Source organism: Virgisporangium aurantiacum (assembly GCF_016863635.1).
GTDB classification, from domain to species: Bacteria; Actinomycetota; Actinomycetes; order Mycobacteriales; family Micromonosporaceae; genus Virgisporangium; species Virgisporangium aurantiacum.
The window spans coordinates 300009-314067 of sequence record NZ_BOPG01000023.1 but is presented as its reverse complement, the minus strand read 5'-3'; the positions used below and the strand labels follow the sequence as shown (position 1 = coordinate 314067).

Below are 14059 nucleotides of genomic sequence, written 5' to 3'. Positions count from 1 at the left end.
CTCTGCGAGGTGCTGTTTGACGCGTCGCTGATCAGCGAGATGCGTCACGACCCATCAACGATTCGGATTCATGAGGTTTTTCGGCAACACTTGCGGACGCTCGCCGGCGCCGAACGGCTGCGGTCGCTCAACGAAGCTTTGGTCGAAGCGGCTCGAAGCCTCCTCGGGTCTGCGGATTGGTGGAATTTGCCGCCTCGCCACACCTATCTGTGGACCAACCTCGTCCACCACCTTATGGCGGCGGGTCGAAGCGCTGAGGCCGAACAGCTCGTTAGTGACCTGCGCTGGGCCTCCGGACGCCTACAGCGGGGCGGCGCTGCGGCCCTAGAAGCGGACTTGACCCAGGTGAATACACCCGTCGCTCGGGCACTCGCCACGGTGGTGCGCCGCAATGCACACCTATTCGAGCCCATCCAGCCGGCCGACGCGTTGGGCGACATCCTCGCTGATCGGCTGGAGATCGTCCCTGAGCTCGCCGGCCTTGCCCACCAGTTCTACATACGGACTCCCCGCCCACGGCTGCTAAACCGATGGCGGCCCTCCGACGAGTCACATCAAGCATTGAGGCGCACGCTCACGATGCCCGACGCAAGCCAAGCGATCGGAATTGCCTGCGGCGCTGGCGGCGCCCTGCTCGCCACGCGTACGGCGGGCGGGCAGGTGCATGTCTGGGACATGGAAACCGGCATTCGGCGGCAGTCGTTCGGCAGCGACCGATACGGCCAGATGTCCATGGCGTTTGCACCGGACGGTCGTTGGATCGCTACGGCTCGTAGCGTAACCGAACGTGATCCCGTCGTGTGCGTGTGGGACGTAGACTCCGGTGAGTTGCGACAGGAACTGGTCACCGAACATCGAAAAGGCATCTGGGAGCTGAAGATGCTGGCGGGCGGAGACCGCATCGCAACGGTCGGCCGTGTCGATGAGGACCCAATGGTGCAGGTCTGGGAAACTCGCACCTGGACGACGCTGTGGACGCTCAACGCAAGTCCCGACCATCGCAAGCCCCAGACTGTGATTGCCCCAGATGGAACTTGGATTGCGACGGTTCAGGGCACCAGCGGGCGCGGTAACACCATCGGCGTCCGGAACAGCCCCGCAGGTGCGTTGCCCCGCTCTGTTGAGCTGGATGCCGGGCAGTCGATACGGAGAATGGCGGTCACGCCAGACGGCAGATGGCTCGCCGTGGCCGTTGCCGGCCGTGAGGGGTGCCTGCGAGTCTGGGACACCGAAACATGGACCCTGCGGAACGTCGAGACCCCTCAGCCGTACGTTTACGACAAGTTGATCGCGCCGCCGGACGGGGCTTGGATCGCTACGACCCGCCTCGGAACTCCAGATGATGCGCGGGTCGACATTTGGGACGGCACCACATGGGCGCCCCTCCGTTCAATCGATACCGGCCACCCGCGTGGTGCTGGCCTGTTCGCCGTGTCGCCGGACGGTCGTTGGCTCGCCACCGCCGAGTACGACTTCGACTACGACTATCGGCGAGATGCGGGCGACGGCGTCGTCCGGCTCTGGGACGTGGCCGCCGGCGAACTTCTCGGCACGATCGGCACGGGTCATCGCAGCGGCGTGGGCACGTTACTTTTCACGCCGGACAGCCGACACATCATCACCGGTGGATTCCGGCTATTCGTAGATGGGGGCGACGCGCTGGTGCGGGTATGGGCCGTCGAGGCTGCACTCGCCACTGAGGCCGCGTCAGAACAAGGCCGTCTCGATGAGGCTCTGACTATGGCATCCGCGCCAAATGGCGACTGGCTCGCGGTCGGTGCCTCCGACGGCAGCGTTCGGATTCTGGACTCGGCGACCGGGTTGCCGCGAGCTACCTTCGACACGCACCGCCGAATCGGAAATCCGTTGGTGTACGTCGATCCCGCTGGAACGTGGATCGCGACACATGGCCACGTCGAAGACAAGACGGTGCAGATCTGGGAATTCGACACTGGCGCCCAGCGTCTGAGTCTCGACGTCGGAGACCGTGCTGTCTTCATCAGAAGTCTTGCCATAGCCCCGGATGGGAGCTGGCTAGCGGCGCTGGTGTTCACTGCCATCCCGCCGCCCGACAACGTCCGCCTCTGGAACACCGCCACCGGCAGGCAACTACTCTCGGTAGACACAGGTCATCCGCACGGAGTGCGACAGATCGCCGTCGACCCCGGTGGAGGCTGGTTCGCCACCGTCGGCCAAGGCGTCAACGACTCAAGGCATCAAGCCCGCGTGGACCGCACCGTACGGATCTGGGACGTCACCACCGGAGCGCCCCAGCTAACCATCGACAGCGCGCACCCAAGAGGCGTGCGACAGATTGCCGTCGGGCCTGGCGGCAGATTCGCGACAATCGGTGACGTACCGTATGACACTTACGACTCCAGCCCTCGCGATCCGATCCTACGTGTCTGGGACGCCACAGCCGCGACCGAATGCATGGCTCTCGATACCGGATGTCATCAAGGGCTGGACCAGGTACTCATCTCGCCCAGGGGCGATTGGATCGCCACTCTCGGATCCGACTTAGGCGGGCAACGGGTGGTTCTGTGGCATCCCGATGCGGGACATCGGCGCACCCTGGAGACTGGATCTCGAAGCGATTTCGGACGGCTGGTCGCCGATCCCACCGGACGCTGGCTCTCGTTCTGGAGCAGCGACGGAAAGTTCCGCGTCTGGACTGCCGACGGTGAACCGCACAGCGCTATGCGTGTCAACGCCACGATCTATGAAGCTGCCGCCATCCCGGGTGGCGACGGCCTCTACCTGTCAAGCAATCGCGGTCTGTATCGGTTCGACCGGAGCGGCTAACGATCTGATTGAGGCATGCCGAACCGCCAACCTGCAACGCAGGTAGACGCTGGAACTGCAGCCCGTGCCTCGTGTCGCCGCTGCTCATCGTAGGTGCGAGGGGATCATGCCGTTCAGGTTTGTCTCTGCGGCAGGGCATGTCACAGAACTGCAGTCGTCAATACCCAATTGGCGTGATTGGGGCATGCGGATCAAGCTCGTCAGCTATTTGCCCCAGGGGCGACGTCGACTGCACCACCTTCCGCTGTCGTTCGCTGCCTCGACCGCCTTGATACCGCTATTGTTCGGCAGCGAACAACATCGAACCTCGCTGTGTGAAGGCTGCGATAACCGGACCATACGTCGATTTCGACAACGTTCAGTTGTGGTGTCGACCTGCCGGAGTTAGGCGACACATCGGAGTGGCGATCGTATCGACGAACGCGCGGTGGGTTTCTATTTGCGGATCCCGCCAGTTGCCGGTGTGCAGGTCAATTACAACTGTCCCGGCACACTCCTGCCGTGCGTTGTGCGGGTTCGCCTCGCACCGTTTGGACAGCTGTGTGCAAGCAAGATGCGCCTTTCCGGTCGAACGGCGGACAGCGTTGACTATTTCTGGTCGGGGGTTGTCGAACGTGCCGCGACCCATGGAGAAGATGACTTGTTCCGGTTTGACTAGAGCACACAGTTTTGCGGCAAAGGCCGCCGGGTCACCGTGGCCAGGCCGGCCCCCGTGATGCGGGAAAACCAGCACCGGTGCAGTAAGGTCCCGTCCTTCAGCGGCCAATAGGTCGAGGCCGACGGCGTCGAGGTCTGCGGCGAGCAGCGCGCGTTTCTGTCCGTCAATGCTGAGGAGGAAGACCGCTGAATTCGTATTGGCGGTCAGCGTATGGCCGGCGAGCGTGCTGCCTGGACCGCTTAGAACCATCTCCGGGCTAGGACTGACCACCTCCAACGTTATGGAGCGCAGCGTCACGGTTGCGGGGTCGGTGGAGTTCAGGGCGGTGTGCAGGGCGGTCAGACCACGCTGCCGGGCGGTGCCGAGCGCTTCCTTTAGGTCGTCCCACACCTTAGTCTTGCGGACTGGGTCAGGGTTCACGTAAACCTGCTCGACGGTATACCGGTCGTCAATCAACAGCGGAACTGCGCCGTCGATGTGGTCAGCGTCGGCGTGTGAAAGGAACAATGCCGATACCGTGGTGATCCTGCGCTGGTCGAGGAATTGCAGGAGTCCGGCACGGCGTGGCGCGTCGATGACGACGACAATGCCGTCGTCCTCCACAACGGCGCAGTTGCCATGTCCGACGTCTAGCACTGCGAGGCTAGGCATCGCTGGTCAAACCGAGGGATTCGTCGGTCGGCAGCGGTCCTGACATCATGAAGCCGTCGATTCGGAGATCCTCGGCACTGTCCGCGTCGAGGTTGACCCAGGCGGTTCCCCGCACCGGACGTTGATCCATCTCCAGCGCCATCAACGCAGTGAAGGGAAGCCCGGCACTTGGAGTTTGCACGACCGTGTCGCTGTCCCAGGCCGGCACGATGGCCAGTACTCGGTCGCCGTCAAAGCCGACGAGCCGAACCAGCGTCCGCCAAACGCCGTTCTTCGGTCGACCAGTAGCATTTGCCTTGCCAGCGGACAGCTGTTCGACACGATCGATGTCGATGAACGCTTCCTCGGTCATCAGGTGGCTGATCGTTTTTACCACCAGATCGGTGTCGTCGTTGAGGACGCCGGGGTCCTCGACCGCTTCTACGAACTGTTCCCGCAGGTAGCGGGTAAGTACGTGGCCGGTGACCGGGCTGCACAGCAGCAGGAGCGGGATCCGGTTGTCGCCGACCCGGAAGGCCAGGACGTTAGCACGGGCTTGGCCATTGTCGCCGACGGCACCGATAGCGTAGGCGACCCGGTCGCCGTCACGCCGCCACAGGGCGAACTGCTCGAACGGCGACAGGTCGAATAGGCACGACAGCCGAGCCCGCTGTAGTGGTGCCGACCAGCGTTTTAACCATCGCTGGTCGGCGAAGCACCGCAGCGAGACGTTTACGTAAACCGCGACCCTGTCCGTAGCGGCATTGATAATCCCGGCCAACTGATCGGGTGTGTCCAACACGATCATGTCGAGGGGGCCTGAGTCCGCATCGCCGCTACGGGTGGCTACGACCGGCTCGGCGCCGAGCCGGTCGAGCCACTTGCGGTCCGGTCCGGTGAACTGGAACTGCTCGAGCAGTCGGAACGCGGGCCGCACCGCGCAGTAGACGTAGGTTTCGTCTCCCGACGCGGACAGCAGGCGGCGGCGGTGTGTCTGACTAAGGTGCGTCAGCTGGGCGAGGCGCACTTCGCGCGGGACGGTTCGGATGACCAGGCGTTCTCGGGGCCGGATCTCGTAGCCCTCGTCTTCGACGGTGCGTTCGTCGGTGGAGGGCGCGAGTATGCCGGTGGTCTGTGGGGCGATCCTTTCCGCGGCGTCGATCACCTGCTGAATCAGGTCGCGGTGCCCGTCGTAGGCCAGGGTCGTCGACGGCGCGAGCAACCCCGCCGCGCGGCGGAACAGATGCTCCGAGCAGGTCTGCCACGCCGGGCCATACTCCTCGTCGTAAGTGTCCACGCGCAACGCGGGATCGGTCACGGCCGCGCGCAGCGCTTCCAGCGCTGCGGAGTTCGCGATCGCGTCCTCGCACTCCGCCCAGGCCTTTCGCCAGAACCCTTCACTGACCCGTTGGTGCAGTTGGCCGAACCGGTCATCGGGTCGGTCGGCGCCCCCCAGCGCATGCCAAGCCCCCGCAGACAGGCCGTCCTCCAACAGCCGGGCGAGGCCGTTCGACTGCATACAGACCCGGATCGCCGCCTCGATCATCAACTCCTTGCGACGGTCGTGATCGGGCAGGTGCGGGACCAGGTCGCTGGCGTCGCGGTACCAACCCCAGTAGTCGGAGTATCCGCGGAGCAGACCGAGGTCACCGTCCCCGACCAACCACAGGCTGCCGAACGTGGCGAATGCCTCGTGCGTGATGCGGCACCCGTCGACGAGCTGGCGCAGCGCCGCGACGTAGCCGCTGTCAGCATGGCGGGCAAGAACCGCGTACCCGGCGAGAGCCATCCCGTAGGCGGTGGTGTCGTTGAGTACTACGTGCAGCGCTTCATGAGTGGTGACCAGCCGTCCTCCGGGGGAATCGGCGTCGTCTCCCCGCAACGTCGTCGACCAGGCATCGACGTTGTTGTACGCGCCCTCGTTCACCTCGGAACCGCCGGCCAGCAGTAGGGACACCAGATGGTCAGCCATCACACCTCCGGTCAGCGAGCTCTCCCGACAGCGACGACTACCGCTACCAACAGTACGGCTCGTCGAATGGATAGCGGATCACTGTTAGATAAGGAACGAAAGTTCTTTCTGGACTGGAGCAGGTCGTGGTCTCCACGACCATCACTGCATCCCGAAAAGAGGGACTATCGTGCACCGATAGCAAATTGTACTCCGCCATCACTCAGGTCGAAGTATACGATCACACCTCGCCAGCTGCGAGGTCATGAGCCGTCAGCCTTCATGAGGGCTCGGTCGGTGGCGTTCGCATCAGCTCCATTGTTCGCCAGTGATCTTCTCGTACGCAGCGATATACCGACGTTGGATATCCTCAACTAATTCGTCTGGGATCTCCGGACCGGGGGTACGTCATATCCCAATCTACCGCGACCAGCCAGTCCAGCAGGGGCTGCTTGCCAAAGCTCGCCTGCTTTCCGCCAGGGTTCCAGTTCTCGACGTTCCAAAATCGGGATGAGTCGGGTGTTAGTAACTCGTCCGCCAGCACCAGCTGTCCGTCTTGGGCTAATCCAAACTCTAGTTTCGTGTCTGCAACCAAAATTCCTCTCGGTTCACAGATGCGGCGTGCGCGTTCAAGGACAGCCAAGGTGAGGCCCTTCAACTTCATTGCGAAATCGGGACTTATGGTTGTTTCCATCTCGGCGTACGTGACTGGCTCACTAGGCCCGGTTGTAATCTTCTTCTTGGGCGTGAAAATTGGTGTAGGAAGGCGGGATCCTTCGGCGAGTCCCGGTGGTAGCGAGATGCCGCATACTGATCCAGTGGAGCGATACTGAATGACGCCACTACCTGCTAGATATGATCGAGCGATACATTCTATCTCGATCATATCTAGCCGACGCACGAGCATCGATCGGCCGCGAAGTTCACTCTGCGACGGCATCCGTTCTCCTCACATGATCAAATGGCCGTCGATCAAGCCGAAAGCCTGAGATATCTTGCCACGACGAGCGGGCCGCCGCGGAGCCCCCGACGACGCGTCGGATTGCCGTCCACCGAGTGGGTCCTGCTGGTGCGTAGATCGGCAGCGGAGCTGGCGCCATCAGTGGGCTCCGAAGCCCTCGGCAGCGGTTCAGATGCCTGCTGGTGGCTTGCCCGCCCGCCCCCTGTGGGACAACGTGCGGCGTTTGCACCCCGCCCCGACCCGACCGTCAAGCGACATGGTATCGAGGTGGCCGCCAGCGAGGCACGGCTTCCAACGGCCACAAGATGCATCCGCAGCCGGGGATATGGCGCGGTACAGAGTTGGTCACAGTGATCGCCGGAGAGGGGTGGGCGGCGCCACCGTCTACGCCCGCGTGGTGAGCTGCCGCTCAGCTTCCAACGCCTCTGCCAGCCTTGCCAGATCGTAGGATGCGCAGGTGAGACCGATTGATATGAGCGAGTTGGTCGCCGGAGCACAGTGGTGGCGGGCGACGACCACGTGGCGGAAGGATTTCCACAACGCCGACTACCGAACGCTTGCCGCTGAGAACCCGCATGGGGCGTTCCTGGACGACTGGTGGGCCGGCTTCCTGCCTCGGCTGGCCGCGTGGAAGGCGTTGCGGCCGGTGCCGCATTCCGAGGTGACCGCGCGGCTGCTTGACAACCGGGAGGACCTGGCCGCCGCATGGCACCAGGTGTGCGTCCCGGTGCGTGACGACGACATCGCCGCAGTCACGTGGGGGCAGGTGCGAGGGTTCCCCGAGATCGTGGCGCGGCTGAAGCCGACCCAGTCCCGGTCCCCGGTGTTTGCCTCGAAGTTCTGCCATTTCCTGCTTCCGCGGATCTTTCCCGTCGTCGACAGTTGGGCCGTCAGCGGCGCGGGCACGTACGAGGGGTACTTCACCTTGATAAAGGAAACCTGGGAGGCTACCCCGGTGGATCTACAGACACGACTGATCGCGGGCCTAACCTGCCTCGTAGAAGACGGTGGTGACACGCTGTTTAGGGGGTTCCCGTACGCAACCAAGATCACCGAGTTGGCTCTTATCGGGCGCAAGCACGCTCGACGCGCATGAGACGCACTAGATGCGGCGCCTTCGTGTCGCGGTCCGCGCATGATTCAGACGCATCCGCTCATGCTTGATCCGGGCGCATTCGGCACCGTACATCAGGTCAACGCGAGAATGACCCGGCCGTTCGGTCGCGCGAAGATCACGACGAGGTGGTCAGCGGGATGCCGGTGAACCCGAAGTCCTCTGCGATCCTGACCATCGCCTGCCTCGCCAGAGTGTCGACTTGTGACTGTGGCAGGCCGAGCGGGGCGGTCGCGGCCACTGCGAGGTGACGGATCTGTTTGCGGCGGGTCCGCCCGAACGCAGAAAGGTCGATCATGTCGAGCGTCCGCAGCACCCGGGGATCGCCGCTCGCGTCTGGGCGCTCATTCTGTATGTATAGCTCAAGCCGGGGGGCACCGGCCGGAGGTACCTCAACCGGGTCCTCGGTTGCCGACAACGGCAGGATCATCGTGGTGAGGTGCCATGCAACGGAGAAGAACTCAATCAATTCGGACAGGCCAAGCCGAAGATCTGCGGCGATGACCGCTGTCGATGACGCAGGGCGGATGGCGTCGAAGTCCACCCGCAGGTCCATCACCGTGGATACTTCGGTTGCGAGCCCGTCGGGCAGTGTCAACCACAGGCCCGATCGGAGCGCAGGGCGACCGGCGTCACCGGCTATCGACATCTGGTAGGCAGCGAATCGGCTGTCATTGTGCCCCTCCGGCTCTTCGGTCTCCTGCCAGGAAGCGGTTGGATCGAGGCCGTATCGCATGGCGAGCCGATTAACTAGACCGGTGACCCCGGTACGGGCGAGGGCTTTCAGCATCCGGTCCCGGCCACTCTCGGTCACCCGCAAGCCGTCGGCGACCAGCGGGATACGGGTGGCGACACAAAGCCGAAGATCCATTTTGCTGGTCCGGTTCGTCCAGATGTCCTGGTCCCTCGACGCTTCGCTGTCGAAAACGATTTCCGGTTGCCACAGCGGGTGGAGACCCGGCCGCCGTAGCAGGCGCCCACGACGAATGCCGCCACTCGGCCGCCCCCAGGCCCCGCCGACCAGGTCGATGGTCTCAGCGTCCGGGCCGAGGTAGGACAGCCTGGCCTGGCCGGCGGCGGGATAGCCGACACCCACGACCCCGCCGTTCGGCGCGTTGGCGCCCGCGGCACACAGGTCGTTCCAGACTGACTGAGCCACGGCGATCACGGGGTGGCCGATCAGCGCGCAAAGCACCGCCGGCTCGCCTGCCGGGCCGCCGTCGAAGTGCTGCACGAGACCAGGGCCGGTCTGATCGACCTCGCCCAATGCCTCACCAAGGCGCTCGGCGCCGCCAGCGGCGTCAAATGCGGGCTGGAAAGCCGCCTCGTTGCCCGGCTGACCAGGCCGGATTCGCTTCGATGGCATCTCAACCGTGACGCGGGTCTGGTGTGGGGCGGTTAGCCGGTCGTGCATGGTGGCGATCAACTCGTTTGGGGTGATCAACGCAGCAAATGCCCGGCGCACGTTGGGGTAGCAATCCAAGAAAGTGGTGATCTGATTGGCGTCCCAGATCCGCCAGTCCTTGAGCGGGAGCCGCTGTAGATACGAACTTATCAAGTTGTCCACGCGGTCTTTGCCACCACTGGCCGGCACCGCGGACAACGAGACGTTGGTGGCAAAGATCAGATACTCGGGCAAGCGCCCGTCGCGTACCCGTCGCTTGTTCGGGTCGACCCAAGCGTCCATCTCCGCCTTGACTCGGCCAAGGAGCCACGCGGTGTCGTGTCCGGTTGTCGTGGCCTTGTCCTTGTACTTGGCCTGCAGCACACCGTAGCCGTCCCACGGCCCTTCGCTGCTCGGGTAGGACAGCCGACCATGAAAGCTGGCTTCGCGCCCCCCGTCCGGACCGTCGCCGAACACCTGGATCCCGGGCCCCAATGCATAGGAGGCGAGTGCCTGGCACATCCGCTCGAAACCCCGTGCGCCCAGCCCGGTTAGGTCGTCCGACATCCATCTATCATCGTGGACCCCCACTCGACACTATGCAGCGACCCGCTCCACCCAGGGCGGAAGTCTCCGCAGTGGGTGGAGCACGCATGCATGGGGCGGGGCCTGGGCGGGACCACAATCAGGGTGGTCGCCGGCCCGTCGCCCCCCGGCCAGAGACAGACCGGTAATCTCGGGAACGGGCCCCCTGGCGCTGAGCTGCTGTTTTCCTACTTCGCGACCCGCGCGGGTTCGCTTGCTCGACCGCCACAGGTTTAGTCCTGACCGGACGCCCCGCGTCCTCTGCCGACGGTGATCTAGCAGTGCTTGGCGGCCACCCCCGATGCCATCTATGCCGGGCCATAACGTCGTGATGCCCCGGCGCGGGCCGGGGCATCACGACGTCTACGCAAGGTCGAAGCTGGCTTAACGATCAGCATCTGTTATATGCCCCTGGCCAGAGACAACCTGCACCGGGAGCATTCCTGGCGAACAGCGGCGCCCTACTGGTCCGGACTATCGGCCGAGGTCGGGGCTCGGACAATGCTGTCTGGCCCGAATGGTGCGATAGCCGCTGCTTGATCGAGTACAAGGCGGCGCCACCGCTCCCACCACGGTGTAGCCCACGTGGGATCGACGTCGTGAGCGAACGCAAGGAGTCCGTCAACGTAGCGCACCAGCCCTAGGGCGGAGGCGAACTTGCGGTTGATCTGGTGGTGTACCAGCCCGAACCGCTCGGCCCCGTAGACGTGTGCCTCGATGCGGGATCGAGTGTCGCGCGGAACTCGGAGCCGTTCGCCGTCGATGAGCAGCCCAAGGACGATTCGGCGGGCTCCCGGTGGGACGACGCGTGTCTTGCCGTCATGTGGCTCGAAACCGGATTCCCGTATCGCCGTACCGGCCAAACGGATGATGCTAGCCGCGTGTGCCCGGTTGAACGGGCCGAGCCCCGACAACACGATGTCGTCGGCGTAGCGGGTGTAGACGAGCTGGTGATCATCGGCGATCGCCGTGAGTCGATCATCGAGCGGACGCGCGACCAGGTTGGCGAGGGCGCCGCTCGTCGGGGCGCCTTGCGGAAGGAAGCCGAGACAGTTCGTGGTGTAGTTCGCGATTACGCGGTCGTGGATGCGCATGGCATGGAAGCGACGCGAGCCCGGAAAGGTTCCGGTTGATTGCCGCGTACATAGTCGAGCGATCTCCAATGCAACAAGGCGCGTGTAGCCCGCCTGCCGGATGACTTGGTAGACCTGCCGCTCGTCGATGGTGTGGAAGAAGTTGTGCAGGTCGAGCTTGACGAGCCAGTCGGCACCGAGATGCTGCGAAGCACATGCGCGGATGGAGAAACCGGTCCGGTATGCGAAACTCGCCGGATGGACCGGAACGTGGTTGAGGATCCGGCTGAGAATCCAGCGTTGGACGTGCATGAGCGTCGGATCGGGTGATGAGATGACCCGGCCGCTCCCCCCGACGCGCCGACGGATCTCAAACACGTGATATGGGTCGCGCTTACGCTCGACGATTTCTCGCAAATACGGGTATGGCGCCCCGGTGCGGTGAGCGAGGTGATTCAGCGTCAGGACATGGGCGAGCCCGCGTCGCTCGACCCTGGCCGCCTGTTCAATCGCGGCTTGGAGCATGTGCTCATCCTGTTGCCGCACGCGTCCGTGCAGCCGATACAGGTGAGGGGGGCCGATAGTCATCTACCTTCGGATGCACCCGGAGGGTGCCGCGTGGTGTGACGGCCGAGACCCCGAGGGTAAGGCACGCCACGCGTTTCCAGACGCGAGCGCAGGCTTGACCAACGCCGGCACCCACGGTGCCGGCAACGGACTCGTCGCCCCTGTGTCGGAGCCGACGGCTCCGACGGTTCTAGATGTCAACGGCCCCCCTCAAGGTCACAGGATAATACGGCTCGTCGCTACCCTGTAGGTGGAGGGTGACCCGTCGTGGCCTCATCTGGGCGTGTCGGAGTTCTTCGTGGCCGCGGTCGGTGAGGTGAAGGTGGTCATCGACAAATTGCAGTTCTCGTGCCGTCTTGAGAATGCTGCTGACCTCGAACGACGACAGTGAAAGTTCTAGGGTCAGATGGTCCGGGCGACGGACACCGCAACTGATCTGGGCAAGGACCAGCATGAGTGGCTGCGTCCTTGGCAGGTCCACAAGCTTGCCTTCGGCGAGTCGTTCGTTGCCAGCGCGCGCCGCCAGGGAGGCAAGGCTCAGGCCGGGCGGACGGTATCCGCCCAACTCCAACTGCTGCACGGGCGCCAGCCGTCTGTGGCCCTCGGGAAAGAAGCTGATCCACGGCTCGCCGTCCTGACGCTTGCCCTCGAACAGGATGTTGGGCAGGTTGTTCGGTGCTGTATGCACCATCGCCAACGTTCCTTCGCTTTTGCGGTAGCCGAGAGCCTTGCTTGTATTCAGGGCGTAGGTCTTGCAGAGCTGTCGCACACGAACTCGGTCATCGTCGTCCCACGGCGCGCTGTCGAAGTCCAGTCCGTACTCGACTGCACGCGGTGGACCGTCCAGCATGACGTGCTGACCTACGGCTTGTTCGGCGCGCGGGGACCACGCGTAGGTCACGAGGTGAAACCTGAGCAGGTGGTACGACCGCCAACTGCGAATCGTCGCATTCCGCTGCCATGCGGCGAGAAACTTTCGCACGCTGCGTCCGGTGCCGGAGTAGTCATCAACGAATAGGGCAGTGCGGCACCGGCTCAACCGGAGCGTATCTAGATCGGGACTTCCATGCACCGGATGGTTCTTGAAGGTCTTGGTGATCTCGGTGATGATGTTGGCAACGATCAGCTCGCTTCCGGCGTCGGGCTCGATCGGCCGTGCCGGGTTCGGCTCGACATAGGTTGGCGGCCCGGGAGTCTCGTCGGCCTTTGGGGTCGGCGGTGGCCGAACAGGATACAGCGCGACAGGCCCGTCGCTCAGCTTCTCTTCCACGACGCTGGTCAGGAGCCGGGTCAACCCCGATCTGAATTCGTCCTCGGACAGGACCCGCAGTCCGTCGAGCAGGGTCCTAGCTATTGGCACGTCATCGGGGACGAAGTTCGTTAGCCACTGCCGCCCGCGGCTTGTCTCGCTCGGTTGGACGTCTGCCACATCCGCAAGCCTACGGACGCCGCGCCGTTCAGCACGCGCGGCGGACCGCCCCGCCGCGATACTGGGCACTTCTGGCCAACGTTCATGGACTTACGCGAGGACGCCCCAGCGAGCGCCGGGGCGTCCTCGTCCGTTATCCAACTGCGAAACTGGCTTCTACGATCAGTAATCGTCCGACCGCGCTGCGCTGTTTCAGTTCTGTGACGTGCCCCCGGAAGGATTCGAACCTGCGCGGCGGCCAGATTCATGACCGGCCCGGCATGGATCACCTCAACGTCCTCAAGATCGACCCTCTCGGACGATTGGAAGCGGGAACTGTAACCCGCGACCGTCGCGAAGGGGTTTCGTATGCTGGAATCTTCGGCCCGCCTGGTTCGAACCCCGCGAACTATTCCACGCCGCTCTGGAGGCCCGCCGCAGGCGCAACATCAACTCCTTCACTTGCAGGACAATGCGGCCAGCCACGTCGGCATCACCCACCGAGCGACACCACCGCCCCAACGGTCGACACCCGACAACACCCTCCGCCGACAATGGACGACCCACCTCACCGGCCCCGAGCTGAGAACGTCGACCAAGGTGCCGGCTCGCGGTCACCTCTCAACGAATCATTGGACCAGCGACGTGCCGCCGTGCCAGCGTCTTGAGGGCCACTGGGCAGTCACGGTCGAGGGTGGCGGCAAGACCTACCGCGTTCGCATCCCCCACGAGGATCCGTCAGACTGGACGATGAGCGTCGACATGGACTGAGCGAAGCGCCGGCCACCGCACCCCACCGCGTACCAACACGCGGATGCCCCTCGGAACCTTGCCAGCGAAACCGCGGCTGCATGCGGGCACGACAGTGCGGGTGGGATCCTGTGTGTGCCCGAGGGCTCACCTAACCTCCCAAGCTCCTACGT

The 14059-nt window shown here is 64.0% G+C and carries 8 protein-coding genes; 2 read left to right on the top strand and 6 right to left on the bottom strand.

The window, feature by feature from the left end; genetic code table 11:
* Nucleotides 1–2805, top strand: a 2805-nt coding sequence (locus Vau01_RS18520; protein WP_203994109.1) for a hypothetical protein, incomplete at its 5' end; no start/stop codon positions are given.
* 358 nt (nt 2806–3163) lie between these two features.
* Here Vau01_RS18520 and Vau01_RS18515 read toward each other — a convergent pair.
* From Vau01_RS18515 to Vau01_RS18505, 3 genes are all read right to left on the bottom strand, one after another.
* Nucleotides 3164–4114: a ComEC/Rec2 family competence protein gene (locus Vau01_RS18515; protein ID WP_373320268.1), complete on the bottom strand. Its 951-nt coding sequence runs from the start codon at nt 4112–4114 to the stop codon at nt 3164–3166.
* Complete coding sequence (locus Vau01_RS18510) at nt 4107–6065, bottom strand: hypothetical protein (protein ID WP_203994104.1); 1959 nt, start codon at nt 6063–6065, stop codon at nt 4107–4109. Before Vau01_RS18510 ends, Vau01_RS18515 begins: the two co-directional genes overlap by 8 nt.
* A gap of 349 nt (nt 6066–6414) precedes the next feature.
* The gene (locus tag Vau01_RS18505; protein WP_203994101.1) at nt 6415–6984 is read right to left on the bottom strand and encodes a phosphoribosylaminoimidazolesuccinocarboxamide synthase; all 570 of its coding nucleotides are present in this window, start codon (nt 6982–6984) and stop codon (nt 6415–6417) included.
* A gap of 478 nt (nt 6985–7462) precedes the next feature.
* Between Vau01_RS18505 and Vau01_RS18500 the strand changes: the two genes are divergently transcribed.
* Nucleotides 7463–8101 carry a hypothetical protein gene (locus tag Vau01_RS18500; RefSeq protein ID WP_203994098.1) on the top strand — a complete coding sequence of 213 codons (639 nt, stop codon included), beginning with the start codon at nt 7463–7465 and terminating at the stop codon, nt 8099–8101.
* A gap of 136 nt (nt 8102–8237) precedes the next feature.
* On the opposite strand, the gene Vau01_RS18495 is transcribed toward Vau01_RS18500, so the two are convergent.
* The 3 genes from Vau01_RS18495 to Vau01_RS18485 form a co-directional block, all read right to left on the bottom strand.
* A complete protein-coding gene (locus Vau01_RS18495) occupies nt 8238–10070 on the bottom strand; it encodes a hypothetical protein (protein ID WP_203994095.1) in 1833 nt (610 codons plus the stop codon).
* A gap of 479 nt (nt 10071–10549) precedes the next feature.
* Complete coding sequence (locus Vau01_RS18490) at nt 10550–11686, bottom strand: reverse transcriptase family protein (RefSeq protein WP_203994093.1); 1137 nt, start codon at nt 11684–11686, stop codon at nt 10550–10552.
* 232 nt (nt 11687–11918) lie between these two features.
* On the bottom strand, nt 11919–13157 hold the full coding sequence (locus tag Vau01_RS18485) for a phosphoribosyltransferase-like protein (protein ID WP_203994090.1): 1239 nt from the start codon (nt 13155–13157) through the stop codon (nt 11919–11921).
* Nucleotides 13158–14059 lie beyond the last annotated feature (902 nt).